Annotated in this window: 22 protein-coding genes; 14 read left to right on the top strand and 8 right to left on the bottom strand. The window is 69.4% G+C overall.

The window, feature by feature from the left end; translation table 11 throughout:
• Position 1 precedes the first annotated feature (1 nt).
• Complete coding sequence (locus IEW34_RS21935; RefSeq protein WP_373288296.1) at positions 2–802, bottom strand: enoyl-CoA hydratase-related protein; 801 nt, start codon at positions 800–802, stop codon at positions 2–4.
• Between the two features lie 119 nt (positions 803–921).
• On the opposite strand from IEW34_RS21935, the gene IEW34_RS21930 reads away from it, so the two are divergent.
• From IEW34_RS21930 to IEW34_RS21870, 13 genes are all read left to right on the top strand, one after another.
• Positions 922–1,677, top strand: a complete 756-nt coding sequence (locus tag IEW34_RS21930) for an IclR family transcriptional regulator (protein WP_188611353.1) — start codon at positions 922–924, stop codon at positions 1,675–1,677.
• Between the two features lie 128 nt (positions 1,678–1,805).
• Positions 1,806–2,552: a dienelactone hydrolase family protein gene (locus tag IEW34_RS21925; RefSeq protein WP_188611352.1), complete on the top strand. Its 747-nt coding sequence runs from the start codon at positions 1,806–1,808 to the stop codon at positions 2,550–2,552.
• Positions 2,553–2,760: 208 nt separating this feature from the next.
• Complete coding sequence (locus tag IEW34_RS21920; protein WP_244642135.1) at positions 2,761–3,894, top strand: ABC transporter substrate-binding protein; 1,134 nt, start codon at positions 2,761–2,763, stop codon at positions 3,892–3,894.
• 214 nt (positions 3,895–4,108) lie between these two features.
• Positions 4,109–4,984: a branched-chain amino acid ABC transporter permease gene (locus tag IEW34_RS21915; RefSeq protein WP_188611351.1), complete on the top strand. Its 876-nt coding sequence runs from the start codon at positions 4,109–4,111 to the stop codon at positions 4,982–4,984.
• 7 nt (positions 4,985–4,991) lie between these two features.
• Entirely contained in the window at positions 4,992–6,029 is a 1,038-nt protein-coding gene (locus IEW34_RS21910) for a branched-chain amino acid ABC transporter permease (RefSeq protein WP_188611350.1), read from the top strand.
• On the top strand, positions 6,022–6,819 hold the full coding sequence (locus IEW34_RS21905; protein ID WP_188611349.1) for an ABC transporter ATP-binding protein: 798 nt from the start codon (positions 6,022–6,024) through the stop codon (positions 6,817–6,819). The genes IEW34_RS21910 and IEW34_RS21905 overlap by 8 nt, the downstream gene beginning before the upstream one ends.
• Positions 6,812–7,522, top strand: coding sequence for an ABC transporter ATP-binding protein (locus tag IEW34_RS21900; RefSeq protein ID WP_188611348.1), 711 nt, complete (start codon positions 6,812–6,814; stop codon positions 7,520–7,522). Before IEW34_RS21905 ends, IEW34_RS21900 begins: the two co-directional genes overlap by 8 nt.
• A 38-nt stretch (positions 7,523–7,560) precedes the next feature.
• Complete coding sequence (locus IEW34_RS21895) at positions 7,561–8,775, top strand: CaiB/BaiF CoA transferase family protein (protein WP_188611347.1); 1,215 nt, start codon at positions 7,561–7,563, stop codon at positions 8,773–8,775.
• 88 nt (positions 8,776–8,863) lie between these two features.
• Entirely contained in the window at positions 8,864–11,026 is a 2,163-nt protein-coding gene (locus IEW34_RS21890) for an acetate--CoA ligase family protein (protein ID WP_244642134.1), read from the top strand.
• A gap of 38 nt (positions 11,027–11,064) precedes the next feature.
• A complete protein-coding gene (locus IEW34_RS21885; RefSeq protein WP_188611345.1) occupies positions 11,065–12,123 on the top strand; it encodes an acyl-CoA dehydrogenase family protein in 1,059 nt (352 codons plus the stop codon).
• Between the two features lie 13 nt (positions 12,124–12,136).
• Positions 12,137–13,294 (top strand): acyl-CoA dehydrogenase family protein, encoded by a 1,158-nt coding sequence (locus tag IEW34_RS21880; RefSeq protein WP_188611344.1) that lies wholly within the window; start codon positions 12,137–12,139, stop codon positions 13,292–13,294.
• A 32-nt stretch (positions 13,295–13,326) separates the two neighbouring features.
• On the top strand, positions 13,327–14,100 hold the full coding sequence (locus IEW34_RS21875; RefSeq protein WP_188611343.1) for an enoyl-CoA hydratase/isomerase family protein: 774 nt from the start codon (positions 13,327–13,329) through the stop codon (positions 14,098–14,100).
• Positions 14,101–14,277: 177 nt separating this feature from the next.
• Positions 14,278–15,126 carry an amidohydrolase family protein gene (locus IEW34_RS21870; RefSeq protein WP_188611342.1) on the top strand — a complete coding sequence of 283 codons (849 nt, stop codon included), beginning with the start codon at positions 14,278–14,280 and terminating at the stop codon, positions 15,124–15,126.
• A gap of 23 nt (positions 15,127–15,149) precedes the next feature.
• Here the strand turns inward: IEW34_RS21870 and IEW34_RS21865 are convergent, their stop codons facing one another.
• The 6 genes from IEW34_RS21865 to IEW34_RS21840 form a co-directional block, all read right to left on the bottom strand.
• The gene (locus tag IEW34_RS21865; protein WP_188611341.1) at positions 15,150–16,979 is read right to left on the bottom strand and encodes a BatD family protein; all 1,830 of its coding nucleotides are present in this window, start codon (positions 16,977–16,979) and stop codon (positions 15,150–15,152) included.
• Between the two features lie 7 nt (positions 16,980–16,986).
• Positions 16,987–18,792: a VWA domain-containing protein gene (locus IEW34_RS21860; protein ID WP_188611340.1), complete on the bottom strand. Its 1,806-nt coding sequence runs from the start codon at positions 18,790–18,792 to the stop codon at positions 16,987–16,989.
• A gap of 149 nt (positions 18,793–18,941) precedes the next feature.
• The gene (locus tag IEW34_RS21855; protein ID WP_188611339.1) at positions 18,942–19,979 is read right to left on the bottom strand and encodes a vWA domain-containing protein; all 1,038 of its coding nucleotides are present in this window, start codon (positions 19,977–19,979) and stop codon (positions 18,942–18,944) included.
• Positions 19,976–20,533: a DUF4381 domain-containing protein gene (locus tag IEW34_RS21850; RefSeq protein ID WP_188611338.1), complete on the bottom strand. Its 558-nt coding sequence runs from the start codon at positions 20,531–20,533 to the stop codon at positions 19,976–19,978. The genes IEW34_RS21855 and IEW34_RS21850 overlap by 4 nt, the downstream gene beginning before the upstream one ends.
• Positions 20,530–21,492, bottom strand: coding sequence for a DUF58 domain-containing protein (locus IEW34_RS21845; RefSeq protein WP_188611337.1), 963 nt, complete (start codon positions 21,490–21,492; stop codon positions 20,530–20,532). The genes IEW34_RS21850 and IEW34_RS21845 overlap by 4 nt, the downstream gene beginning before the upstream one ends.
• A gap of 25 nt (positions 21,493–21,517) precedes the next feature.
• A complete protein-coding gene (locus tag IEW34_RS21840) occupies positions 21,518–22,438 on the bottom strand; it encodes an AAA family ATPase (protein ID WP_244642154.1) in 921 nt (306 codons plus the stop codon).
• Positions 22,439–23,086: 648 nt separating this feature from the next.
• Between IEW34_RS21840 and IEW34_RS21835 the strand changes: the two genes are divergently transcribed.
• The gene (locus IEW34_RS21835) at positions 23,087–23,590 is read left to right on the top strand and encodes a hypothetical protein (protein WP_188611335.1); all 504 of its coding nucleotides are present in this window, start codon (positions 23,087–23,089) and stop codon (positions 23,588–23,590) included.
• A gap of 60 nt (positions 23,591–23,650) precedes the next feature.
• Here the strand turns inward: IEW34_RS21835 and IEW34_RS21830 are convergent, their stop codons facing one another.
• Positions 23,651–26,110 (bottom strand): cellulase family glycosylhydrolase, encoded by a 2,460-nt coding sequence (locus IEW34_RS21830; RefSeq protein WP_188611334.1) that lies wholly within the window; start codon positions 26,108–26,110, stop codon positions 23,651–23,653.
• Positions 26,111–26,160: the final 50 nt, after the last annotated feature.

Raw genomic sequence — 26,160 nt, 5'->3', positions numbered from 1 at the left:
GTCAGTGTCCGGTGAAGCGCGGCGCGCGCTTCTCGACGAAGTGGGCGACGCCTTCGCGAAAGTCATCGGTGCCGCGGCAGAGCGCCACCTCGCGGTCGGCGAGCTGCGTCGCGTCGGCCAGGGTCTGGCGGGGCACTAGCCCGAGCTGGCGCTTGATCACCCCCATCGAGCGCGGCGAGCACAGGTTGGCAAATTCGGCCGCCCGCTGCTGCACCGCTTCGTGGAAGCCTTCGGTCGCCAGCACGCGGACCAGGCCCAGTCGCCCGGCCTCCTCCGCCTCGACCACCCGGCCGCTGAGCAGCAGGTCGGCGGCGTTCATCGGACCGACGAGATGGCTCAGCATCCAGGCGCTGCCGTGCTCGGCCACGAGACCGCGCCGGGCGAACGAGGTGGTGAGCTTGGCGCCCGCGGCCATGTAGCGGAGGTCGCAATAGAGCGCGAGGCAGAGGCCGACGCCGGCGGCCGCCCCGTTGATCGCGGCGATGACCGGCTTGGGGACGGCCAGGAGATAGCTGTAGCGCTGGTCGAGATCGTCGTCGCTCAGCCGAGGCGCGGCAACGGGCGCAACGCCGCCGGACGCCGAGGCCGTGAGCCGGCCCACATCGGCACCGGCGCAGAAGCCCCGGCCGGCCCCGGTCAGCACGATCGCTCGGACCGCCTTGTCCGCTGCGGCGATGGCGACGAGGCGCCTCAGCTCGCGCTCCATCACCGGCGTCCAGGCGTTCATGCGGTCCGGCCGGTCGAAGGTAATGGTGGCCACGCGCTCGCGCACCTCGAACCGCATCTCCTCCGCTTCGATCATGTCATTTCCTGCCGGCTTCTCGATTGCCTCGTCATAGCAATCGGTGGCTTGGATGGAAACTCGTTCTCGCATATGGAAATCAATTCCATATGTATGAAAATTGGGTGGAGTAGTCAGGCATGTCGGAAGAGGTCATCAAGACGGCGCGGCGCCTGTTCGAGATTCTCGAGTACTTCGACGTGGTGCAGCGACCGCTCAGCCTGAAGGACGTGGCCGGCCGTTTCGACTATCCGGTGTCGAGCGCATCCGCCCTGCTGAAGAGCATGGTCGTGCTCGGCTATCTCGACTATGACCGCTACTCCCGCACCTACATGCCGACCATGCGCATCGTGCAACTCGGAGGCTGGGTGCAGGGCGCCCTGTTCGGCGAGGGCAGCATCGTCTCGCTCATGAAGTATTTGAGCAAGGAGACCGAGGAGACGATCAGCATCGGCACGCAGAGCGATCTCTACATGCAGTACATCCACACGCTGCCGTCGCCGCACACCATCCAGTTCGCCATACAGCCCGGCACCATCCGACCGCTCGCCCGCTCGGGTTTGGGGTGGCTCATCCTCAGCGCGCGTTCCGACGAGATGATCGAAAAGCTCGTGCGCCGCATCAATATCGAGGAGGACGATCCCAAGCATAGAGTCGACCTGGTCGACCTGATGCAGCGCATCCGCGAGATCCGCGCCAATGGCTACGTGATCTCGCTGCATACGGTGACGGTCGGGGCAGGCGTCATCGGCATGCTGCTGCCCGAGCGGCGGCACGGGCGAATCCTCGCCGTGGGAGTCGGCGGGCCGGTGGTGCGGCTGGTCGAGCAGCGCGACCAAATCCTCCAGGCGCTTCGGGCCGGCATCGATCGCTTCCTGCCCATGGACGAACATTGATTTTCAGATATATGCAAATGATAGCGCATAGCTGAAAAAGCTGGATTCGGCCTTCGCTTCGCCCCATGGTGAAGCTCCATCGCCGAAGGGCCAATAAACGCAGGCAGGAAGTCCCCAGGAGCAATTCCGTGCAGGAGAGAGTTGTCGACATCACGACTGAGGATGGCGTGATGAATACCTACATCTTTCATCCGGATCGGCCGGGGCCGTTTCCCGTGATTATATTCTATATGGACTCGGTCGGTGTGCGCGAAGAGCTGTCCGATATGTGCCGGAGATTGGCGACGGTCGGCTATTACGTCATCATGCCGAACATGTATTATCGTCTGGCGCGCTCGGTCGATCTCGACGCCAACAGGCTGGCCGACCCGGCCTACGAGGCAGGCCTGGAGCTGATGTGGAAGCTCAACCGCCACCTCACCAACACGATGGTGATGGAGGATACCGAGCATCTTTTCGCCTTTCTCGACAAGGAGCCGGCGGCGCGTGCCGGCAAGGTGGGCACCGTCGGCTATTGCATGAGCGGGCGTTACGTCTTCCGGGCCATGGGCGTGTTCCCCGAGCGGTTCGCGGCAGGCGCTTCCGTCTATGGGGCGAAGCTGATCACCGATCTGCCGGACTCGGCCCACCTGACGGCCGACAGGATCAAGGGTGAACTCTATTTTGCCTGTGCCGAGCACGACCATTATGCGCCGGCCGAAGTCTTGGACGAGGTGCGGCGGATCATCGAGCAAACCGGCATCAACGCGTCGATGGAGTATTATCCGGAAGCAGAGCACGGTTTCGCCTTCCCGTCGCGGCGTCTCTACCACAAGCGGAGCACGGAGCGGCATTGGGAGCGGCTGTTCGACCTTTTCCAGCGCAGTCTCCACTAGATTGTTCGATGTGAGGTGCCTGCGGCCGCTCTGCGCGCCTTCGGAACGCGGCTGCGGGCCGGCTGCGGCATAGGTAGATCATCAGAGCGATGGCTTGGGGCGGGGCTTCGCGGAAGCTGACCGTCCCGCTCCAGACCGTGCGGGGGCAGATCTCCCGCGGCTGGCGTGCCGACGACATAAGCAAGCAAGACACGGAAGGGGACGAGACATGGTTTTAGCCAGCAGGCTGGTGATCGCCCTGTGCGGCATGGGTCTCACGGTCCCGGCAGCGGCGGCCGATGCGGTGCGCATCGGCATCGCCGCGCCGCTCACCGGCGCGGCGGCGACCTATGGGCAGGATGTGCAACGCGGCGCCGATTTCGCCGCGGAGCACATCAACGCGCGCGGCGGCGTCCTGGGCGGGCGCAAGCTCGAGATCGTCTACGAGGACGACAAGGGCACGCCACAGGGGGGCGTCGGCGCCGTGCAGAAGCTCATCTCGGTCGGGCGCGTCAAGGCGATCACCGGCGGCACCAACAGCTCGGTGGTGCTGGCGGAGTCCTCCGTCACCAAGAACCGCATCCTGCAGGTCAATGCTGCGGCCCAGGCCGATGCCATCACCGACCAGGGCAGCCCGTGGCTGTTCCAGATCAACAACACGGTCTCGGCCAACTCGAAGGCGTTCAACTCCTACATCGTCAACGCCATGAAGCCGAAGACGGTCGCCTACATGGGCGAGAACACCGAGTTCAACAAGACGGTGCTCGACAATCTCAAGGAAAGCCTGAAGGCAGCCGGTATCGCGCTCGTCAACGTTTCCACCTACGACGCCGAGACCAACGATTTCACCTCGATCATCACCAAGATCAAATCGCTCAATCCCGATCTGCTTTACGTCTCGGACGCCTATCCGGCGCGGGCGGCCCAGCTATGGAAGCAGGTGCGCCAGCTCGGCGGCTTCCCCAAGGAAGCGATGTCCCCGGGCGTGGTCACGCCGGGCATGATCAAGCCGAGCGATGGGGCCATGAACGGCATCTATACCGGCGAGATCTTCATGGCGTCCGATCCCGGCGATGAGGGCAAGGCCTTCGTCGAGGGTTTCGAGAAGCGTTACAACGTCGAGCCCGGCAAGGGGAACCTGGTCATCTACGAGGCGGTCAATGTCATCGCCGACGCCATGACAAAGGCCGGTACCGACAGCGACTATGCCAAGATTGCCCAGGTGATCCGCGACAATGCGTGGCCAAGCCCGCGCGGCGAGCTGCGCTTCGACGCCAAGGGCCGCGCCTCGGCACCCTATTTCTTCATCCAGCAGATCAAGGACGGCAAGCTCGTCCAGGTCGATCGGGTGAAGAGTAATTGAGAACGACCGAGTGGCGTGACGTTGTCTGGTGACACGTTTCAGCGTCATGGCCGGGCTTGACCCGGCCATCCATTCAGTCGGTAACGCGGACATTCGGCCGGCCCGGCCGGGCTGACGTCCACGCAACGATGGATGGCCGGGTCAAGCCCCGCCATGACGCGGCGCGCGGGCGTCTGCCCGCTGCTGTGCTTGCTCAATACCTGGAGACCCAGCCTTGGAACTCCTCTTGCAGACCATCGTGAACGGCGTCGTGCTCGGTGCCGGCTATGCGGTCGTCGCCGTCGGCCTCACCCTGATCTTCGGCATCGTCGGCATCGCCAACTTTGCCCACGGTGCCTATTTCGCCATCGGCGCCTATGGCTGCTACCTGTTGACCGGGCAGGGGCTGAGCTATTTCCTCGCCGTGCCGGTGGCCGTCCTGATCGTGGCGGGGATCGGCGTGATCACCGAGCTCGCCATCGTGCGCCGCAGCCTCTACGGCGATGCGCATCACGGCTCGCTGATCGTCATGTTCGCGCTCGGACAGGCCATCATCGCGGCGCTCATTCTGCTGTTCGGGCCGGATCCGCATCCCGTGCCGTCGCCGCTCGGCCAGACGACGTTCAATGTCTTCGGCATCCTCGTCACCGCCCAGCGCGCCTTCATCTTCGGCTGCTCCATGGTGGTGCTGGCCGCCTTCGGCCTCTGGCTCGGCTTTACCGTCAAGGGTCAGCAGATCGTCGCGGTGGCGCAGAACGCGCGCGGGGCGCTCTATTCCGGCATCAACGTGCCGATGATCCGCACGCTCGCTTTCGTGCTCGGTGTCGCGGCCGCCGGTCTCGCCGGTGCCTTGCTGGCGCCGATAGTCACCGCCTACCCCACGATGGGGCATGGCGCGCTGATCGTCGGCTTCACCGTGGTGATCCTCGGCGGCATGGGCAGCATCTCCGGCGCCCTGCTCGGCGCGCTGCTGATGGGCGTCGCCAACGCGCTGTTCGAGACCTACGTCTCGGTGTCGTGGACCCCGGCGCTCGGTTGGATTCTCGTTATCGCCACCCTGCTGCTCTGGCCCCAGGGCCTGCGCGGCCGCGCGCAACTGCACAGGCACTAAGGTGAACATGCAGCCCTCGTCCACCTCCGCCGCCGTGCTCGCCGCCGAGCCGGCCAGAGATGGGGTCCCCGCGCCGGCCATGCGGCCGGGGCCGACCTCCCTGTCGATCTGGCTGCTGCTGGGCGCCGCCATCGCTGCCATCGCCGCTTTCGGGTTCGCCGTTTCCGACCCGTTCATCGTGACCTTGGCCGGCTACACCTGCGCCTTCGCCCTGTTTGCACTGAGCATCAACATCATGCTCGGTGGCATCGGCGAGGTGCCGCTCGGCCAATGCGTGTTCTTCGGTATCGGCGCCTATGGCGTCGGCATCGGCATGGTCAAGCTCGGCCTGCCGTTCGAGCTTTCGGTCGCCGCCGCGCTGGTCATCTCCGTCGCCGCAGCGGCGGCCTTGGGCGCGCTCACGCTCCGGCTCACCGGCGCCTATTTCTCCATCGTCTCGTGGGGCCTGTCCGGCGTCGCCATGGTCGCCGCCACCAACCTGGAGAGCCTCACGGGCGGCCCGCTCGGGCTGTTCGGCTTTTCCGCCCTCTCGGTCGGGCCGGTCCTGCTCACCGATCCGCAGTCCTACTTCTTCGTGACGGCCAGCCTGCTGGTGGCGGCAGTGCTGTTTCTCGTCGCGGTCCGGCGCTCGCCGTTCGGCGCCGCCATGGAGAGCGTGCGGCAGAACCGCCACCTCGCCCAATCGGTCGGCGTCGACGTCACGCGCGTGCGGCTCAAGGCTTTCATGCTGAGCGCGCCGCTCGCGGCGCTCGGGGGCGCCCTGTGCGTGCCCTATACGCAGATCGTCACGCCGGAGGTATTCTCCGTCGCCAATACCGTCGACGGGCTGCTGATGGTGCTGCTCGGCGGCTCGCAACTGATCGTCGGTCCGGTGATCGGCGCGGTGATCTTCAGCATCATTCCGCATTTTCTCGAGCTCGACCCGAACGTACGCATCCTGATCTTTTCCAGCGCCATCATCGCGATCATGATGTTCGCCCCGGGCGGCCTGCATCAGCTCGCGGTCGCGCTGCGCCAGCGGCTGCGGAGGGATGGCCATGCATAGTCGGGCTCTGTCCGTGTCGCCCGCGCCCGCCGTGGCCGTGCGCGCCACGGACATCGTCAAGCGCTACGGCGGCGTCACTGCGCTCAACGGCGTCAGCCTGACGGTGACCGAGGGCGAGGTCTTCGGCATCATCGGCCCCAACGGCGCCGGCAAGTCGACCCTGTTCGACATCCTCTGCGGCATCACCAAGCCGACCAGCGGCGCCATCGAAGTCCTGGGGCGCGACGTCGGCCATATGGCGCCGCACGCGGTGGCGCGCACCGGCGTCGCCCGCACCTTCCAGCGCACGGCGGTGTTCGCCGACGCGACCGTATTCGAGAATTTGCGCTACGGTCGTCACGCCAGCTTCCGCCACGGCGTGCTGGGGCGCATCGTCGGCAGCTCCTCGTGCCGGGCGGACGAGCAGGCCTTTCAGGAGCGCGCGCGCGAGGTGCTGGCCCTGACCGGGCTCGACGGCGACCGTGATCGCCGGGCCGGCGTGCTCGCCTACGGCGTGCAGCGGCGCCTCGCCGTCGGCGTGGCGCTGATGGCCGACCCCAAGATCCTGTTCCTCGACGAGCCGGCGGCGGGGATGAACGGCCGAGAGACCGCCGACTTCATCGCGCTCATCCGCGCCGTCGCGCCCGGGCGCACGATCCTCATCGTCGAGCACGACATGGCGGTCATCCGCGAGCTGTGCGGACGGGCGCTGGTGGTGGTCGACGGCCGACCGGTCGTCATCGACGAGCCGCAGCACGTCCTGCGCCACCCCGAAGTGATCACCGCCTACCTCGGAGCCGACGATGAGTGAGACCGATCTGCTCGCCGTCGACGGGGTCTCGGCGGCCTACGGCAAGGTGGTGGCGTTGCGCGAGATATCGCTCGTGGTGCGGCCCGGTGAGATCGTCGCGATCCTCGGCGCCAACGGCGCCGGCAAGACCACCTTGCTCAACGCCATCTCCGGCGTACTGCCGATCACGGCAGGGCGCATCCACTTCGCTGGCCAGCGCATCGACGGGCGCAAGCCCTGGCAGCTCAGCCGGCTGGGTATCAGCCATGTGCCGGAGGGCCGCGAGATCTTCCCGGCCATGACCGTCGAGGCCAACCTCAAGATCGTCGACGCCTTCGGCGGCGGCCCGACGTTCGGCGTCGCCGACATCCTCGATATGTTCCCGCGACTCAAGGAGCGGCTCACGCAGAACGCCGGCAGCCTGAGCGGCGGCGAGCAGCAGATGCTGGCCATCGGCCGCGGCCTGATGGCACGACCCCGGCTGGTGCTGTTCGACGAGCCGTCGCTCGGCCTGTCGCCCTTCTTCACCAAGTTCGTGCTGGGCGCCATCGCCGACCTCAGGCGCAAGGGCATCTCGACCCTGCTGGTCGAGCAGAACATGCGCGCGGCGCTCAAGATCGCCGACCGTGCCTACGTGCTGCGGGTCGGTTCGCTGGTGCGCCAGGGCTCGGCCCGCGACATCGCCGCCGCCCCCGACATCCAGGAAGCCTACCTCGGAGCCTGACCGCGGCTCACTTCACATCGGATTGGAAAGCATTGCGAATGACGAGCCGGCGAAACCTGCCCCTCGATGGCGTGACCGTCATCGACCTCGGTCAAGTCTACCAGGGGCCCTACGCCACCTATCTCATGGCCAAAGCCGGCGCGGACGTCATCAAGGTCGAGCCCCTGAGCGGGGAGCCGGTGCGCCAGCGCAACGCGGTCAGCCGCGGCTCGGGCGTGCCCTTCGCCATGCTCAACGGCCACAAGCGCTGCATCACGCTGAATCTCAAGGCGCGTAAGGGCACGGAGATCCTGAAGCAGCTGGTCGCCGACGCCGACGTGTTGCTCGAGAATTACGCGCCGGGCGTCATGGACAAGCTCGGCGTGGGCTGGTCGGTGTTGCATGCGATCAACCCGCGCCTCGTCTATGCCTCCGGATCGGGCTACGGCCTTTCGGGGCCGGACAAGGACAACCTGGCCATGGACGTCACCGTGCAAGCGGCCTCCGGCCTGATGAGCGTCACCGGCTTTCCCGACGGGCCGCCGGTGAAGGCAGGTCCCGCGCTGGTCGATTTCCTCAGCGGCATCCATCTCTATGCCGGCGTCGTCACGGCGCTCTACGAGCGTACCTTCACCGGCGTTGGCCGCCTGGTCGAGGTGGCGATGCAGGAGACCGTGTACCCGACCCTCGCCTCCAATCTCACCTTCATGTACGACGCCGGCACGACGCCGCCGCGCACCGGCAACCGCCACGGCGGCCTGTCGGCGGCGCCCTACAACGTCTATCCGGCCAGGGATGGCTATATCGCCATCATCGGCATCAACGAGACGCATTGGGCCAACCTGCTCGCCGCCATGGGCCGCGGCGACCTCGCCGGCGATGCGCGCTTCTCCGACAAGGTCTCCCGGGTCCGCAACCTGGCGGAGACCGATCGTCTCATCTCCGACTGGACCTCCACGCTGACCAGGGAGGAGGCGGCCGCTATCCTGCGGCGCCACAAGGTGCCCTCCGCCCCGGTGCGCGATCTGATCGAGGTGACCAACGACCGCCACATGCACGAGCGCGGCATGCTGGAATGGATCGATCATCCCGAGTTCGGCCGCATCGTCGTGCCCAACAATCCGATCCGCTTCCACGGCGCCGAGCGCCTGCCGGCGTCGCCGTCGCCCCGGCTCGGACAGCATACCCAGGAGGTGCTGGCGGCGCGGCTGAGGCTGTCGGAGGCCGAGATCGCCGCCCTGTGCGACGAGGGCGTGATCGGCGAAGGCGCCTGAGCGAATGACTGACCGGCGCCCAGGTCGCTGCCCGGACGGGGCGGCGCAGGCTAAACACGGTAGGCGTAAAGACATACGGGAGGACAACGTGGCGCAGACGGATCAGCTGGCCGACGCCGGGCATCCGCTGGATCACTTCTTCAAGCCGCGCAGCATCGCCGTCATCGGCGCTTCGCCCGACACGACGAAGATCCGCGGCCAATTGCAGAGCATGCTGGCGAAGAACGGCTATGCGGGCCGCCTCTATCCGATCAACCCGAGCTACCAGGAGATCGCCGGCGTGCGCTGCTACGCCTCCGTTGCGGCGATCGGCGAGCCGGTCGATCTGGCGCTGATCGCCATTCCGGCGGCCGGCGTCGTCGCGGCGCTCGAGGATTGCGCCGTAGCCGGCGTGCGCCACGCGGTGATCATCACCTCGGGCTTCGCCGAGGAGGGCGGGGCGGCAGCCGAGGCCCAGGCCGAGATCGCGGCGCTGGCGCGGCGGACCGGCCTGCGCGTCTCGGGGCCGAACGCCCAAGGCTTCCACAACGAGCCGGGCCACGTCGCTGCCACCTTCAGCCCGACCGTCGACGTCAAGCCGGACCGCCAGCCGATCGATCTGGGCGCACGCCGCGTCGGCATCGTCTCCCAGAGCGGCGGCCTCGGCTTCGCCTTCTACAATCACGGCAAGGCCTGGGGCCTGAACTTCAGTTGCGTGGTCAGTTCCGGCAACGAAGCCGACCTGGGGGCCGGCGACTTCTTCGACTACATGGTCGAGGATCCCGCCACCGACGTCATCCTGCTCTTCCTCGAAGGCGTGCGAGACACCGCGACATTCGTCGCCGCCGCGGCCAAGGCTGCGGCCGCCGGCAAGCCCGTCATCGTCTGCAAGGTCGGCCGCTCCGGTGCCGGGGAGCGGGCGACAGCCTCGCACACCGCCAATATGAGCGGCTGGGATGCCGCCTATGGCGCCGTCTTCGCCCGCTACGGGTTCATCCAAGCGGCCGATCCCGATGAAGCCATCGCCATCGCCGCGGCGCTGACCACCGCGCCGCTCGCCGGCGGCCAGCGCGCCGGCATCGTCACCGTCTCGGGCGGCGGCGGCGCCTGGGTGGCCGACACGCTGGCGGCGAACGGCCTCGAGGTTCCCGAGCTGTCACAGGAGTTCCAGGCCGCCATCCGGCCGCTGATCCCATCCTACGGGGCCGCGGGCAACCCGATCGACGTGACGGCCCAGGGCGTCCACACCGGCGGCTTGCAGGCGAGCGTCGACCGGCTCGTCGAGAGCGACGAGGTGGATCTCGTCGTGCTCGTCAACTCGCTCTCCAGCGAGCACAGGATCGCTTTCGACGTGGAGGCGATGGGCAAATTGGCTCGGTCCCAGCGCAAGCCGATCCTCGTCTATTCCTACACCCTGCCGTCCGATTTCGCGCGGCGCCGCATCGCCGAGGCCGGCCTGCCGGTCTTCGCCAACCTTACCAACCTCGGCATCGCGGCGCGCCGTCTGGCCGAGCGCGGAGCCTACACGCCGCCGCGACCGGCGGCGCCAGCGGCGATTGCGCCGGCCGCGGCACGCCTGCTGGCGGATCTCGGTCCGGCGCTGTCGGAGGTAGACGCCAAGCGGGTGCTGGGCGCGTGCGCGGTGCCGATGGCGAGGGAGCGGCTGGTCGCCTCCGCGGAGGGCCTCGACGAGGCCATGGCCGCCGTCGGCTTTCCGCTGGTCCTGAAGGTCCAGTCGCCGCAGATCCAGCACAAGAGCGAGGTGGGCGGGGTGCGGCTCGCCATCGCCGATGCCGTCGCTGGCCGCGCGGCCTACCGGGCGCTGCTCGCGGACGTGGCGGCCCAGCGGCCCGACGCGGTGTTGCAGGGCGTGCTGGTGAGCCCGATGGCGGCCAAGGGCGTCGAGATCATCGTCGGCACGCTCGTCGACCGAACCTTCGGCCCCATGGTGACCGTCGGCTTCGGGGGCGTCACCACCGAGCTGTTCAAGGATCTGGCCTGCCGGCCGGCGCCGGTGACGCCGGAGGAGGCGGCCTCGATGCTGGCCGAGCTGAAAGCGGCCCCGCTGCTCGAGGGCTTCCGTGGCGCGCCGCTGGCGGACACGGACGCCCTCTGCACGCTGGTGGCGCAGGTTTCCACCATCGCCGCCGCCCTGAAGGACGAGGTGGCCGAGATCGAGCTCAACCCGGTGCTCGTCCACCCGGCCGGCCAAGGCCTGACCATAGCCGATGCATTGATCGTGCGGTCCGCGCCCGCTCGGCCGCCGGCGTGAGCGCCGGGGTCTCGGGTCCATCGAGGGAAGGACATCACATGCCGGACACGGACAGCTTCATCGTCGAAACGGCGGAGCGCATGTTTGCCGATCTTGCCGATCCGCAGACCATCATCCACGCGCGCTCCGACGACTGGAAGGGCACGCTCTGGCCGCGCTTGCAGGAGGTCGGGCTGACGCTCGCCTGGGTGCCGGAGGCACAGGGCGGCGCCGGGGTCTCCCTGGACGAGGGGTTCGGCATTCTCCGCGCCGCCGGCCGGGCCGCCCTGTCGGTGCCGCTGGCCGAGACCCTGGTGGCCGGCTGGCTCCTGGCGCGGGCCGGCATCGCGGCCCCTGCCGGCGCCATGAGCGTCGCCCCGTCCCGGCCCCGGGACGACCTGGTCGTCGACAGCGCCCGGCGTCTGTCCGGTACGGCGCGGAAAGTGCCGTTCGGCCGCGATGCCGACCACCTGGCGGTGCTCGCCGCCGGGCCGGACGGGCCGCTGGTTTGCCTGGTGCGCGCCAGTGACGTCCGTATCGGCCACGACGTGAACCTGGCCGGCGAGCCGTCGGACACCATCGACTTCCCGGGGGTGACCCCGGTGCAGGCGGCGACGACCGATGTCGACCGGGATGGGCTGCTGCTGATGGGGGCGGCCGTGCGCGCCCAGCAGATCGCCGGCGCCCTCGAGGCCATGCTCGACCTCTCCGTGCGCTATGCGACGGAGCGCGTCGCCTTCGAGAAGCAGATCTCCAAGTTCCAGGCCGTGCAGCACAATCTGGCCAAGCTCGGGGGCGAGGTGGCGGCCGCTGTCGCCGCCGCCGCCTCGGCGGCCGACACCGTGCGCGAGGGCGGTCTCACCGGCGAGGCGGCGCTGCTGGAGGTCGCGGCGGCAAAGATCCGGGGCGGCGAGGCGGCCGAGACCGGCGCGGCCATCGCCCACCAGGTCCACGGCGCCATCGGCTTTACCGACGAGCACGTACTGCACCGCTTCACCCTGCGGGCCCTCGGCTGGCGCGACGATTTCGGCAACGAGAGCTACTGGAGCGTCCGGCTCGGGGAGTTCGTCGCCCGGCAGGGGGCCGACGAACTCTGGCCGCTGCTGGCGTCACGGTAGGGAGGACAGACCCATGACCGCGCTCCGTTTCGATCCCCTCCGCCTGCCCCCCCACTGCCAGGAGTTGAGACAGGAGGTGCGGGCCTTCCTGGCCGACGAGATCGCCGCCGGCACGTTCGATCCGCACCATCCCGAAGGCGGTGCCGCCAACGCCGACGCCTTCAGCCGCCGCGTCGGCGCGCGCGGCTGGATCGGCATGACCTGGCCCAAGGCGTATGGCGGCCAGGAGCGCAGCTTCCTCGAGCGCTACGTGGTGACCGAGGAGATGCGCGTCGCCAACGCGCCGACGCGGCGCTTCTTCGTCGTCGACCGACAGAGCGGGCCGACTCTCATCCGCTACGCCAGCGAAGCCATCAAGCGCAATATCCTGCCGCGGGCCGTGCGCGGCGAGGTGTCCTTCTGCATCGGCATGAGCGAGCCAGGGTCGGGATCGGACCTCTTCGCGGCCAAGACCAAGGCGACGCGCACGGACGGCGGCTGGCTGATCAACGGCACCAAGATCTGGACCAGCAACGCCCACCAGTCGGACTACATGATCGGCTTGTTCCGCACCTCACAGCCGACCAGGGAGAACCGCCGCCACGGGCTGACCTCGTTCCTGGTCGACATGACGACGCCGGGCATCGTCTGCAACCCGATCGGCCAGATGACCGGCCACCGGGAGTTCAACGAGGTCGTCTTCACCGACGTCTTCCTCCCCGACGACAATGTCATCGGCGAGCTCGACGGAGCCTGGAAGCAGGCGACCAGCGAACTGGCCTACGAGCGCAGCGGGCCCGAACGGTTCCTGGAGACCTACGGCGCGCTCGATGCGCTGCTCCGGGCCGTCGGGCCGGAGCCCGACGTCCGCACCGCCGCCGGCATCGGGCGGCTGGTGGCGCAACTGCACACGCTTCGGCGCATGTCGGTGTCGGTGGCGGGGATGCTCGAGGCCGGGCGCGAACCCGTGGTCGAGGCGGCCATCGTCAAGGATGTCGGCACGCTGTGGGAGCAGGCCCTGCCGCAGCGCGCGCGCGAGCTCTCCGCTTTTCTGGAGCCCGACGATGCCAACCACGAGTCGTTCGAGAAGCGGCTCGCATTCTACCTCAAAACGGCGCCGAAGCTCACGATTCAGGGCGGCACGACCGAGATCCTGCGCGGCATCATCGCCCGTGGCCTGGGGCTCAGGTAGGATAATCAAGTAAACCGATAGGAGCCTCCAAGATGAGCAAGGACATCGACGTCTCGCACGCCGGCCACGTCGCCACCATCGAGATCCGGCGGCCGCCGCTGAACTTTTTCGACATCGTGCTGATCCGCGACATCGCGGATGCGCTCGACACCATCGATGCCGACCCCTCCATCCGGGCGGTGGTGCTCGCGGCCCAGGGCAAGGCGTTCTGCGCCGGCGCCAACTTCACCGCCCCCCCGAGCGGCGGCTTCGAGGAGCGGCCCCGCGACACGGGCCACCTCTACATCGAGGCCGTGCGCATCTTCCGCAACAAGAAGCCGATTGTCGCCGCCGTCCAGGGCGCTGCCATCGGCGGCGGGCTCGGCCTCGCCATGTCGGCCGACTTCCGCGTGACCTGTCCGGAGGCTCGCTTCTCGGCCAATTTCACCAAGCTCGGCTTCCATCCGGGCTTCGGGCTGACCGTCACCCTGCCGGAGACCATCGGCAAGACCAAGGCGGCGCTGCTGTTCTACACCAGCCGCCGGGTGACCGGCGAGGAGGCCCTCGCCATGGGCCTCGCCGACGTGCTCGTGCCCCAGGACGAGGTCCGTGCCGCGGCCCAGAAACTCGCCGGCGAGATCGCCGAGTGCTCGCCGCTCGGGCTCTTGTCGACCCGCGCCACCGTGCGCGACGGGCTGGCCGAGCGGGTGCGAGCGGCCACCGACCATGAGCTCGCGGAGCAGAATCGGCTGCGCCAGACCGAGGACTTCAAGGAAGGCGTGAAGGCCACCGCGGAACGCCGCGTCGCCGACTTCAAGGGACGATAGGCGTCGCTGCCGGCGACGGTGTACGGACGTATTTTTCGAGTGGATGGATGGTCGGGTCAAGCCCGACCATGACGTCTGAGATTGTTTTGAGGCCGTCCCACTCCGTCATGGTCGGGCTTGGCCCGACCATCCATCAAGAAAGCAAAAGAACATCTCGTCAACGTTGGAGGAAAGCCGATGGCAGCCACCCCATTCCCGGCCGGCAGCTGTGATTGCCATGTGCACATCTATGGTCCGTTCGCTCGTTTCCCGGGGCAGTCGGAGGGGCGCTTCACGCCGGGCGAGGAGTTCCCGGTGGAGCGGCTCTTCGCCATGTGGGAGGCGATCGGCATCGCACGGGGCGTCATCGTGCACGCGCTCGGGGCCGGGCCCGACAACGCGGTGACGCTCGCGGCCCTGCGCCGCTTTCCTGACAAGCTGCGCGCCATCGCCATCGTTTCGCGCGATGTCACCGATGCCCGCCTCGACGAACTGACCGACGCCGGCTTCAAGGGCGTGCGCATCAACCTGCTGCGGCAGGACGGCAAGCCGGTCTCCTCGGGCGGCATGGATCTGGACGACCTCAAGGCACTAGCGCCGCGCCTCGCCGAGCGCGGCTGGCACGCCCAGCTCTGGATCGAGACCGGCGACCTCGAAGAGCTGGCGCCCGAGCTGGAAAAGCTGCCACTCGACTTCGTCATCGACCACCAGGGTCGGACGATGACCGACAAGGGCGTCACCTATAAGGGATTCCAGTGGTTCTGTGAGCGCCTGAAGACCGGGCGCTACTGGTGCAAGCTCTCAGGGGCCGACCGCAACACCCGCCAGGGCACGCCTTACGCCGATACCGAAGGCTTCATGCAGGCGCTCGTCAGCGCCAACCCGGACCGGCTCGTGTGGGGCACCGACTGGCCGCATGTGGGCCACACGCCGGCAACGCTTCCGGCGCATGCGGTGCTGGTCGACCTGTTCGAGCGCTGCGTCCCCGACGCCGCTATCCGCCGCAAGATCCTGGTCGACAATCCCGCGCGCCTCTACGGGTTCTGAAGGACGCCGACCGCGCGGCGCGATCAGGCCGCGCCGGCCTCCGGATAGAGTGGCAGGAGGCGTGCACCGCGTGGGCGACGCTCGCGGCGGCGCCTGGCCTGCTGCTCGGCCCGCAGGGCGGTGAGAAACCCCTTGCCCGTCCAGCCGCCGGGCGGCCCGCCATAGAGGTGGCGCTGCAGCTCGTCCACGGCGCGGCGCATCTCTGCGCTCCGCATCGCTTCAGCCGGGCGGGCGGGCGGGCCGGTGTCGAGCCGGGCCCAGACGAGAAAGGCCCGGTATGTGGCGGCCGCATCGTTCGCCCTGCAGGCGGCCTTGAGGGCTCTCTCGGCAGCCTGCGCCGATAGCTCGGCGGCCGGCGCAGGGACGACGGGCGCGGTCGGCGCGTTGGCCGAGACCGATCGGACCGCCGCCCGCTGGGGCCGCCGGGCTGCCCGCGCCAGGCGGCGGGGCAGCCACCAGGCCACCCCGGCCATGGCGATGGCGGCGGCGAGGCCGGCTCCCACGCGCGTGGCGCCGAGTTGCTCCACGAGCATCGCCAAGAGTGCGAGAAGCCGTCCGGGACGAGGTTCCGTCGTTTCGGAGGCATCCGGCGAGGCGGCCGGGATCTCGGCGGCTGGCGGGGGCGCCGCGGCCGTGGCGCTTACGTCCGGCGCCACCGTGAACGTCTCTGCCGGCAGCACCGCGCGCTCGGGGCGGTTGCCATCGATGTTCCACCACTCCACCTCGACCGCCGGCAAGGTCACCTCGCCGGCCCGCGTCGGCACCACCGAGACGGTCTTGACGAGGACGGCGGCCGCCTCGCCCTTGATCGTCGCGGCGTCTGAGCGGCTGGCCTCTTCGTACTGGCGCACGCCGTCGGCGTCGGCCGGGGTGATCGCCGGCAATTGGTTGGGGCTGGCGCCGCGCGCCTCGAGCCTGATGGTGCGCGTCAGCGCCTCGCCCACCTTGGCTGTCGTCAGCGGCGACGACCAGGTGTCGGTCAAGGTGACGCCCCGCGCCGGCAGGAACCAGCCGTCTATGGCGGCCGGTCGCGCCTTCACCTCGACCAGGACGGGCGGCGAGCGCAGGGTCACGTCGCGGCCGGGATCGATGATGCGGCTCAGCGGCAGGGGCGCGCTGCTCAGGTTGACCTGCGGGTCGGTGGACGAGAGCAGCCCGTTGCCCGTCGGCACGTTGGCCTCCACCGTGACCGGCCGGATCTCGATCTGGCCGCTGCGCTGCGGCCGCATCACGTAATTCTGTTCGATGATGTGATACTTGCGGCCCTTGATGGTCTCGAAGCGATGCCCGGGCCGCCCCTGCGGCGTGATGGTGGCGCCGTCGGCGGAGAGGTCGCCGAAGGAGCCGTCGCGGATGCCGAGGGCGTCGTGCACACGCAGCACGATGGGCACGTCGCTCTGCACGTAGATCGGAGCCTTGCCCACCTCGATGCGGACGGACAGGGCTCCGTCGAGCGCCTGGTCCGCCGCCCCGCCGTTCACGGTGATGGCCACCGGCGCGGTCCGCAGCGCCGCCACCGTCAGGGGGGGAATGGTCAGCTTGCCGGCGGCTTTCGGCGCGAGGGTCAGGGTCCACTCGACCGTTTCCGCCCGCCTGCCGTTGACGGCCGTGGCGCGGCGCTGCTGGCGCTGGTCGACGATGTCGAAATCCCTCGTGAGCGGTGTCCAATCCGGCGCTGCATTGCCGCCCGCGCCCGAAAGGCGCACCACGTAGCGGATCGTCTTGCCGAGATCGACCGTGGTCTGGTCCGCCGCGCCCGTCAGGGTTGCGGCCATGGCCGGCCCGCTGGCCGCCAGGGCCAGTGCCAAGGCCAGCGCTGCCGCGAGACCGGTGATCCGCCTGCGTTGATCCATGTCGTCGCTATCGTCTCGCAGTCGGGATCCCCATCGCGCCATAGTGCATGCGGATGCGGGCCCGCAAAAGGCTGGTCGGATCGTTTGGCACCAGCCGCAGAGTCTGCTCGCGGTTTTGGTCCTGTTCGCTCATCTGCCCCGGTGCGGCGCCCGCCTGCGCCTCGCCGGGGGGAGCCTCGTCCTTGGGGGCGGCCGGCGCATCGGCCTGCTTGCCCTGGTCGGGCGGGTCGGCCGGGGGCGGCGTCTTGCTGCCGTCGGCACCGCGCTGCGGCGGGGCGTCCGGCTTGTCGTCCTTCGGCGGCGGGGCCGGCCGGCCGTCCTTCTTCGGCGGCGCGTCCTTGTCCTTGGGTTGCTGGCCGCCGGTCGACGATCCCTGCTGCGGCTGCTGCTTGGCCGGATCGCTGTTCTGCTGCTTGGGCTCCGGCGGCTTTTGCTCCGGTTGCTGCGGTGCCTGGCCTTTGCCGTCCTGCTGCGGCTGCTCGCGCTGATCTTGGCCGCCCTGCTGCTGGTCCTGCGCGGGGTCATTGCTCTGGCCGCCCTCGGGCGGCTTCTGGTCCTGCTTCTGCTGGTCGAGGAGCTTTTGCACGAGCTCGCGGTTGTGCCGCGCGTCGGCATCGGCCGGGTCGGCCTCGAGTGCGCTGTCGTAGGCCTTGACCGCCTCCTCCAGCTCGCCGGCCCGGGCCAGCGCGTTGCCCCGGTTGTAGTCTTCGCCGGGAAGACGCGAGAACGCGTCGGCGGCCTCCCGGTAGCTGCCGGCCTTGTAGAGGGCGCTCGCCCGCCAGGCGGGGTCCTCGAAGGTCGTGGCGGCGGCGCCGTAGGCGCCGCCCCGGAAGGCGCTGGCGCCCTGCTGGTCAGGCCGCTGCCACAGGTTCTTCCAGCCCTGCGCAGCGGCTGCGGGTTCGGCGGCCTTGACCTCGCCCGTGCCGGCGCCGTGGGCGAGCAGCGCCCCCAGGACGAGGACGGCCACCCAGCCGCGGCGGAAGGCAAGGGAGGCGAGCACCAGCACGGCGATGGCGAGCCACGGGCCCATGTCGCGCCACTGGTCCGCCACCAGACCGCTGTCCTTCAGCGCGCTGCTTGCCAGCGGGCCGGCGCCCCTGGCGAGAACGACGCCGAGGTCGCGGTCGTCGGCCGTGATCGGCGTGTAGCGCCCGTTGCCAGCGGCGGCGAGTTCGATCAGCCGCTGCTCGTCCAGCCTGGTCGTCGCCGGCGCGCCGTCGCCGCCTTTCACCGGGTTGCCGTTGAAATCGATGAGCGGGCTGCCGGAGGCGGAGCCGACGCCGATGACGTTGACGATGTAACCCGCCTGCGCCGCGGCCCTGGCGGCTGCGAACGTTCGATCCGGCTGCTCGCCGGTCCCGTCGGCGAGCACCACGATGCGCCCGGCCGGCGCGCCGGCATTGCGCAGCAGCTCGGCTGCCCTCTCGATGGCAAGGTCCGGGCGGTCGTTGAGCACCGGCATCAGGTTGGAGGCGAGCTCGGGCAGCATCTGGGCGACGACGCGGCCGTCTTCGGTCAGCGGCGCGGCGACGAACGGCGCGTCGGCGAAGATCACCAGCCCGACCTGGCCGCTGCGCAGGCGGCCGAGGATGTCGTCGATCTTATAGCGGGCCGCGGCGAGGCGGCTCGGGCTCTGATCGGTCGCGTTCATGGACTGGGCGAGGCTCAGCACGATGACCGTCGGGTCGAAGCGGTCGAGCGCCGGCGTCGGCAGCTTCTGCCAGGTCGGCCCCGCCATCGCGATCGCCGCCAGCGTCCAGCCCAGAAGCAGGGCGCCAAGCGGCCAGCGGCGGCCCCGCGTGCTCCCCTGCACCGCGAGATGCCGGAGCAGATGGGCGTCGACGAACGGGCGCCAATCGTCCTGGCCCGCGCCGAGCCGCCGCCAGAGGAGGGCGCAGAGGCCGACGGCGGGAAGGATGGCCAGCAGCCATTCCGGCCGCAGGAAATGGAACTGCTGCGGGATTATGGCGGCGCTCCGTGCCGGGCGGCGTCGGCCGTGTCGGTGGTCGTCGCTCGACGTCGAAATCCGATCGGCATCAGCCGCATGGCTCCCACGAGCAGGCTCAGGGCCAGGGCCGCGCCCAGCGGCCACTGGAACAGCGAGACAGTGGGGCTGAGATAGAGCGGCTCGCCGGCGGCGGGCTCGATCCGGTTGATGTCCTGGTAGATCGCCGCCAGGCCGCTCTCGTCGCGCGCCCGAAAATAGCGACCGCCGGTCATCTCGGCAATCTTCGCGAGCGACACCTCGTCGAGGTCGAGCGATGGATTGATGACCTGCTGTCCCACGGCCTGGCTGTCGGCCCCGACGCCGATCGCATAGATCTTGACATGCTCCTCGCGCGCCAGCTCGGCGGCTTGCAGCGGCTCGAGCACCCCGGAATTGTTGAGCCCATCGGTCAGCAGCACCAGCACGCGATGGTCGATCGGGCGGCTCTGCAGTACCCGGATGGCCAGCGCAATGGCGTCCCCGATGGCCGTTTCCCGTCCGGTCAGGCCGATCGTCGCCTCGTCCAGCAACTCGCGCACGACCTTGCGGTCGAAGGTGAGCGGCGCCTGGATGTAGGCGTTGCCGCTGAACAGGATCAGGCCGATGCGGTCGCCCTCGCGCCGCGCGATGAAATCGTCGGCGACGGCCTTCACCACCGACAGACGGTCCGTGGGCACCCCGTCGCGGGTGAGATCCTCCCGCGCCATGGACGCGGACAGGTCGACGGCCAGCACCATGTCGCGGCCGTCGACCGGGATCGGCACCGCGCGTCCGACATAGGTCGGCCGGGTGGCGGCGCCCACCAGCAGCAGCCAGATCAGCGTCAGTGCGGCGAGCATCCAGAGGCGGCGGCCGAACCAGGCGCCGGCAGGCGTGCCCGGCTGACGCAGCGCGTGGAAGAACGGCACGCGCAGGGCGCCGGCCCGCGGCGGCTTGGCCGCCGGCACCAGGAAGCGGACGAGAAGCGGCAGCGGCAGCAGCGCCAGGGCCCAGAGCCATTCGAACTGGATCATGCGTTGCCCCGGATCCAGCGGCGCAGGGAGGCGAGCAACTGGGCGCGGTCGATGCCGGCGGCCGCCGCCGCGGCGGGGGGCACGTAGGGCGCCAGCGCCATGAATCTGGCCATGGGCTGCGGCAGGCCGGCCTTGCCGCCGGCGAGGAAGCGCTGCCAGTCGTCGCCGGACAGGGCGAGACGCGAGCGGTCGCCGCGCGTCATCACGATGCGCCGGACCAGCACGGCCGCCGCCCTGGCGACCGCATGGGCGTCGGCGTAGCGAGCCCCGTCGCGCTCGATCGCCTCGAGCTCCTTGAGCGCCCGATAGCCCAGGGTCTGCCGCCGGCGCCATTCGAGCAGGGCCGCCACGAGCAGCAGCAGCGCCAGGAGCCCGACGGCGAGCCACCAGCCGGGCGCCAGCGGCCAGAATGGCACCGCATCCGGCAGATGGATGTCGCGCAGCTCGGCCAGTGGATCGGCCGGCGGCGTGCCGGGCAGCTCGAGTGGCGTTGCCGGCAGGGCGCCGGGCAGGGTGAGCGGTGTTGCCGGCGGGGCAGGGGCCGGCGCCGTCATGCGGCGGTCCGGCGCGCGGCCGACCAGCCGTGCCGCAGCCGTTCCGGATGCAGGATGTCGGCTGGATCCTGGCCGGTCTGCAAGGGCACGAACAGCATGCCGCGCTGGCGCGACAGCAGCTCGACGGCGCCGCGCCGGCCGGCCAGATGCTGGGCATAGGCGTCGCGGGCCGCCTTGCTGTCGCCATCCAGCACGGCGACGTCGGCGCCGTCGCTGAGCCGATAGCGGCCACGGCCCGGCATCGCCGCCTCGAGGCGGTCGTAGACGAACAGGTTGCTCACCTGCGCCTGCAGCGACAGCCGGCCGAGCTCGCGCGCCGTTGCCGTGTCGAGATCGCGGAAATCGCTGATGACGAAGACCAGCGTTCCCGGCCGTGCCGCCCGGCGCATGCGCACGAGCGCGTCCGCCAGAGTGGGTTCCGGCGCCGCTGGTTCCGTTCCGAAGCGGTCCGCGGTGGCATCCGCCATCGCCTTGATGAAGCCGAGAATGCGCCCCTGGCTGCGCTCGGGGCGGTGGGAGCGGATCCGCGAGGGCGCGAGGATGACCCCGCCGACCCGGTCGCCGTTGTCGACGGAGACCCACGTTAGCACCGCCGCGGCCCTGGCCGCGAGCACCGACTTGAAGGTGTCGCGGGTGCCGAAGCGCATGGAGGCGCGGACATCGAGCAGGATGAGCACCGGCCGCTCGCGTTCCTCCTGGAATAGCTTGGTGTGCGTGCGGCCGGTCCGCGCCGTGACGCGCCAGTCGATGGTGCGGATGTCGTCGCCGGGCTGGTAGGCCCGCACCTCGTCGAACTCCATGCCGCGGCCCCGGAAGGCCGATTTGTAGCCGCCGTGATGATGGGTGCGCACCGTGCCGCTCGGCGCAAAGCCGCTGGCCATGCCGGTGGGGCGCGCGGCGATCAGCTCGTCGAGGCGGGCGACGAGGCCGTAGGGTGGATCGGCCGGGCGGTCGGTCATCGGCTATCCCAGGCAGCGACGGGTGTCAGCTCACCGGCACGCGGGCGATCAGCGCATCGAGGAGCTGGTCGGCCGTCATGCCGTCGGCCTGGGCCTCGAAGGTCAGCAGGATGCGGTGGCGGAGCACCGCCTTGGCGATCGCCTGCACGTCCGCCGGCACTACGTAGTCACGGCCATCCAGCCAGGCCTGGGCACGGGCGCAGCGGTCGAGCGCGATGGTGCCGCGGGGGCTGGCACCGAAGGCGACGACGCCGGCGAGTTCCTTGCCGTAGCGCTCGGGGCTCCGCGTCGCGAAGACGAATTGCAGCAGATACTCCTCCACGGCTTCCGACATGTAGCACGCCAGCGCGTCCTGGCGCGCGGCGAAGATCGAGGCCTGGCTGATCGGCTCGCCGAAGGCCACGACCTCGCCCTGGGCCTCGCCGCGCACCAGACGGAGAATCTGCCGCTCGGCCGCGAGGTCGGGGTAGTCGAGCTTCACGTGCAGCAGGAAGCGGTCGAGCTGCGCTTCGGGCAGCGGATAGGTGCCCTCCTGCTCGATCGGGTTCTGGGTCGCCATCACCAGGAACAGCTCGGGCAGGACATAGGTGACGCCGCCGACCGTCACCTGCCGCTCCGCCATGGCCTCGAGCAGCGCGGCCTGCACTTTGGCCGGAGCCCGGTTGATCTCGTCGGCCAGGATGAAATTGTGGAACACCGGCCCCGGCTGGAAGCGGAAGCTGCCGTCCTCGGGCCGGTAGATGTCGGTGCCGGTCAGGTCCGACGGCAGCAGGTCGGGGGTGAACTGGATGCGCTGGTCCTCGCAATGGATAGCCCGGGCCAGCGCCTTGATCGCCTTGGTCTTGGCGAGGCCCGGCGCCCCCTCGACCAGGAGGTGGCCGTCTGCCAGCACCGCCACCAGCAGCAGATCGACGAACGCGCTCTGGCCGAGGATACAGCTGTTCATATACTCGGCGAGACGGTCGAATTCGTCACGCGGGTCGGCCGCCGCGGCGGGCGCCGGCGCCACGCGCGCCCGGGCGGCTTGATCGGTTGGGTTCATCGAAAGGCCATTCCACTCGGCTTTCAGCTGGCAATCCTATAGCGCGCCCCGGCTTCGTGCCGAACCGTCCCGCAGGTTATTTTTCGGTCATGTAGGCGTGGCGCAAGCGGTCCGCAGCGGCAAGACATGGGTCATCCAACTTGGCCGCCCGCGCCGCTGCGGTGCAGGTCAAGCCGCCGACCAGCATCCTCGCGGCACCGCGAGCGCAGAGGTAACAGCCGGCCGGGCCGCCATGCCGGTTCCCGCTCCCACGAAGCGAGCGGGGCCTCGGCGCTTCAGCGGGTGTCATCCGGGCATTTCGGCCCTGCCAGAGGCGGCTTGCCCCCGCGTGCCGGCAACGCAGCCGCGACGAGAAGCCGCGGCGCCCGGCGAGGGCTCTCGAACCGCCTGCCGGCGGAAGGTGTGCCGCGACCGGTGTGTCACCGCATTGTCAGGACGAGACCGCATGCAGGTTGTGTCGGCGCCGGCTCCATCCGTGCCGAGCGCATGCTAGGCTCGACGCCCCGGCGCAAAGGCCTGGACCTTCCGCCGACCCGATGAGGCGAGGACACCATGGTCACGAAAGCAGACTTCACCGCCGACGAGTGGAAGCTCGTGCTCGGCAGCCCGATGCTCGCGTCCCTGGCGGTTACGCTGGCCGATCCCAGTGGCCTGTGGGGGACGATGAAGGAAGGCATGGCGAGTGGCCTGGCGCTGCTGGCGGCCAAGAACGATGCCGGCGCCAACGCGCTCGCCAAGGCCATCGCCGGCGACATGGAGACGTCGGAGGGGCGCGCCGCGGCGCGCGAGGGCCTCAAGGCCGAACTCACCGGCAAGTCGCCGGCCGAGATGAAGCAGCAGGTGCTCGCCGCGCTCACCCAGGTCGGCGCCATCGTGTCGGCCAAGGATGCCGCCGACGCCCAGGGCTTCAAGGCCTGGCTGCAGCAGGTCGCCCAGAAGACGGCGGAAGCCGCGAGCGAGGGCGGCTTCCTTGGTTTCGGCGGCATCCAGATCAGCGAGGCCGAGAAGGCCACGCTCGCCGAGGTCGGCAAGGCGCTGGGGACGGCTCAGGCCTGAGCTCGCGCAGGGCGGGGCGCGGGCGATCCGCCGCTGCCCCTCCACTGCGCGGGTCAGCCGTCACACCAGCCATTCGAACGATCCGGGCGCCGCCTGGCCGACGACCTGGAAGCCGAAGCTGACGCTCTTGCCGACGTCGAGGTGGTGGTTCCCGTCGGCCGCCCGGATGGCGTAGACATCGTCCGTGTGGGCGACGATCTGCGCATTCCAGATGCTCGCGATGTCGAGAGGCGTCTGAAGCTCGATCGTCCAATCGTCAACTGCCGTCGCGCCGGCGTTCTCGACGAGGAGCGAGGCGACGGCACCCGTACCCCAGTCGTCGACGATCTCGGTCGAGACGGCGAGATGCGCGGCGGCGGCGGTGTGAGCCAGGCTGGTGGACGCCGTGAGCGCGCTTGCATCGTCATTGACGATGGTCGCGGTCGCCGCGGCTTTTGACAGATCGGCGTTGCGCGGGGCTGACAATGCCAGTCGGAAGGTTTCGTTCGCCTCGGCCATGGCATCCCCGCGGACCGGGACGGTGACGATCTTCGAGGTTTCGCCCGGCGCGAAGGTGAGCGTGCCGCTCGTCGGCGTGAAATCCGTCGCATCGGCCGTCAACGCGACGGTGGTGTAGTCGACGCTGACCACGCTCGCCGACGCAGCGGAGAGCTCGACGGCAAAGCGCGCCGCCGTCGTCCCGTCGACGGTCGTGCCGCCGTCGGCGTCGAAATCGAACATCAGCGGCTCGAGGCTGGCGACCTTGCCCGCCTGAACCGTCGTCCAGTCGTCGTTCAGGATGCCGCCGGTGTCGCCCGAGTTGGGGTTCCACGACCACCACGTCCAGCTGAAGCCCTGCTGCCCCGCCGCGAGGTCGATCGTGCCGTTGGCATCGTAGTCCCCGGCCAGGTAGGCCTGGAGCTTCGAGAGCCAGGCCACGTCCTTGGGATCGGTCAGCTTGCTGCCGAACTCGCCGATGAAGACGGGGGCGATGTTCTCGCGGGCGATATAGCCCCACATCTGGTCGAACTTCGCCGTCAAATTGTCGGGGAAGTTCGGGTCGTTGAACCAGGGCTGGCCGTAGACCGAATTGGGATAATCGTGCGCGGAATAGACGACGCGCCCCGGCAGGTCGAGCTCGATCGGCCGGTCGGCGACACCCATCAGGTTGCCGCCCCACCAATAGTAGTTGTCCTGGTAGGCGGCGACGCCCTCGACGAAGATCAGCCAGTCCGGATGGGCGGCGAGCACCGCGTTGCCGGCCCGCTCCGCCGCGGCCGCCCAATCGGTGGCGCCGCCGCCGCCCCAGGTGCCGTTGTGCGGCTCGTTATGCAGGTCGGCGCCGATGACGGTGCTGTTGCCGGCATAGCGCTCGGCCAGCATCGTCCAGTTGGCGATCCAGGTCTGCTCGCTGTAGGTCTCGTCGTACCAGAGCCCGTTCTCCGAAGCGCTGGCCCCGGCGCTGGAGCGGTGATGGTCGAGGATGATCTTGAGACCGATCTCGCCGGCATAGGCGACGATCTTGTCCATGATCTGAAGGCCGTTGAGGCCCACGAGGTCCGGGTTCTTGTGGTAGTCGATGCCGGTCGGGACGCTGCCGGCGTCGAAGAGCTGGTCGGAGTAGGGCAGGCGGATGGTGTTGAAGCCCAGCTCCACCATCTGGTCCATCATGTCTTCGTAATTGCGGACATGCAGCCCGTCCGGCGCGAAGCGGTTCGATTCCATGCCGAACCAGTTCACCCCGGCGATCTTCACGGGATCGCCCGCCTCGTCGACGATCTGGCTGCCGACGGTGTGGAAGAAGCCGACCCCGCCGCCGGTGGTGACCGGGTTGCCCTCGGCTACCGAAATGTCGGCGACGCTCAGCGTCGGCCGGGGCACCGCGTCGTCGTTGACGATGGTGCCGACACCGCTGGCCTTGCCGATGGCGGCATGCGCGGCGTTGGCCAGCGTGAGCGAGAACGTCTCGTCAGCCTCGGCGCGGGTGTCGCCATTGACCAGGACCATGACCGTCTTGCTGGTCTCGCCCGGGGCAAAGGTCAGCGTGCCGGACTTGGCACGGTAGTCGGACCCCGCGGTCGCGGTGCCGTCGGTGGTCTTGTAGTCCACGGAGACCGTCTCGGACGAGGCCTCCGACAGCGTCACCTTGAACGCCCGCTGCGTGGCGCCGCTGTCGGTCTCGGTGATGAGACGGTCGAGGGCGGAGATCACGGGCAGGTCCGGCGGCGGGGTGCCGATCGGCTGGCCGTTCACGGAAAAGCCCGTGGGCGCGGTCGGCGGCCCCGCCGCCCCGGCCTGGAAGCCGAAGCTCACGGAGCCGCTGGCCGGCACCGAGCCGTTCCAGACGGCATTCTTCACCACGTAGTGATCGCCCACGTGGCTGACGATCTCGCCGTCCCACAGGTTGGTGATGTCGAACGGCGCATCAAAGGCGACGAGCCAGCCGTCCATGGATGTCGTGTTGGCGTTGTGGACGACGACCGTCCCGATAAATCCTGAGTCCCAGCTGCTCGCGACGCTGAAATCGGCCCCATAGGCCATCGTCGCACCCCCATCGCTCGACGGCGGACCTTATGCGAGGCCCGCACACA

The sequence above is a fragment of the Chelatococcus reniformis genome (assembly GCF_014640075.1).
Lineage (GTDB): Bacteria > Pseudomonadota > Alphaproteobacteria > Rhizobiales > Beijerinckiaceae > Camelimonas > Camelimonas reniformis.
This window is presented reverse-complemented; position numbering and strand designations above follow the sequence as displayed.

What these genes read in the sequence shown, in the direction of transcription:
- IEW34_RS21935 (WP_373288296.1), bottom strand. Translation starts at nt 802, where the DNA reads ATGATCGAAGCGGAGGAGATGCGGTTCGAGGTGCGCGAGCGCGTGGCC.
- IEW34_RS21930 (WP_188611353.1), top strand. Translation starts at nt 922, where the DNA reads ATGTCGGAAGAGGTCATCAAGACGGCGCGGCGCCTGTTCGAGATTCTC.
- IEW34_RS21920 (WP_244642135.1), top strand. Translation starts at nt 2,761, where the DNA reads ATGGTTTTAGCCAGCAGGCTGGTGATCGCCCTGTGCGGCATGGGTCTC.
- IEW34_RS21910 (WP_188611350.1), top strand. Translation starts at nt 4,992, where the DNA reads ATGCAGCCCTCGTCCACCTCCGCCGCCGTGCTCGCCGCCGAGCCGGCC.
- IEW34_RS21905 (WP_188611349.1), top strand. Translation starts at nt 6,022, where the DNA reads ATGCATAGTCGGGCTCTGTCCGTGTCGCCCGCGCCCGCCGTGGCCGTG.
- IEW34_RS21900 (WP_188611348.1), top strand. Translation starts at nt 6,812, where the DNA reads ATGAGTGAGACCGATCTGCTCGCCGTCGACGGGGTCTCGGCGGCCTAC.
- IEW34_RS21895 (WP_188611347.1), top strand. Translation starts at nt 7,561, where the DNA reads ATGACGAGCCGGCGAAACCTGCCCCTCGATGGCGTGACCGTCATCGAC.
- IEW34_RS21885 (WP_188611345.1), top strand. Translation starts at nt 11,065, where the DNA reads ATGCCGGACACGGACAGCTTCATCGTCGAAACGGCGGAGCGCATGTTT.
- IEW34_RS21880 (WP_188611344.1), top strand. Translation starts at nt 12,137, where the DNA reads ATGACCGCGCTCCGTTTCGATCCCCTCCGCCTGCCCCCCCACTGCCAG.
- IEW34_RS21875 (WP_188611343.1), top strand. Translation starts at nt 13,327, where the DNA reads ATGAGCAAGGACATCGACGTCTCGCACGCCGGCCACGTCGCCACCATC.
- IEW34_RS21870 (WP_188611342.1), top strand. Translation starts at nt 14,278, where the DNA reads ATGGCAGCCACCCCATTCCCGGCCGGCAGCTGTGATTGCCATGTGCAC.
- IEW34_RS21865 (WP_188611341.1), bottom strand. Translation starts at nt 16,979, where the DNA reads ATGGATCAACGCAGGCGGATCACCGGTCTCGCGGCAGCGCTGGCCTTG.
- IEW34_RS21855 (WP_188611339.1), bottom strand. Translation starts at nt 19,979, where the DNA reads ATGATCCAGTTCGAATGGCTCTGGGCCCTGGCGCTGCTGCCGCTGCCG.
- IEW34_RS21850 (WP_188611338.1), bottom strand. Translation starts at nt 20,533, where the DNA reads ATGACGGCGCCGGCCCCTGCCCCGCCGGCAACACCGCTCACCCTGCCC.
- IEW34_RS21845 (WP_188611337.1), bottom strand. Translation starts at nt 21,492, where the DNA reads ATGACCGACCGCCCGGCCGATCCACCCTACGGCCTCGTCGCCCGCCTC.
- IEW34_RS21840 (WP_244642154.1), bottom strand. Translation starts at nt 22,438, where the DNA reads ATGAACAGCTGTATCCTCGGCCAGAGCGCGTTCGTCGATCTGCTGCTG.
- IEW34_RS21835 (WP_188611335.1), top strand. Translation starts at nt 23,087, where the DNA reads ATGGTCACGAAAGCAGACTTCACCGCCGACGAGTGGAAGCTCGTGCTC.
- IEW34_RS21830 (WP_188611334.1), bottom strand. Translation starts at nt 26,110, where the DNA reads ATGGCCTATGGGGCCGATTTCAGCGTCGCGAGCAGCTGGGACTCAGGA.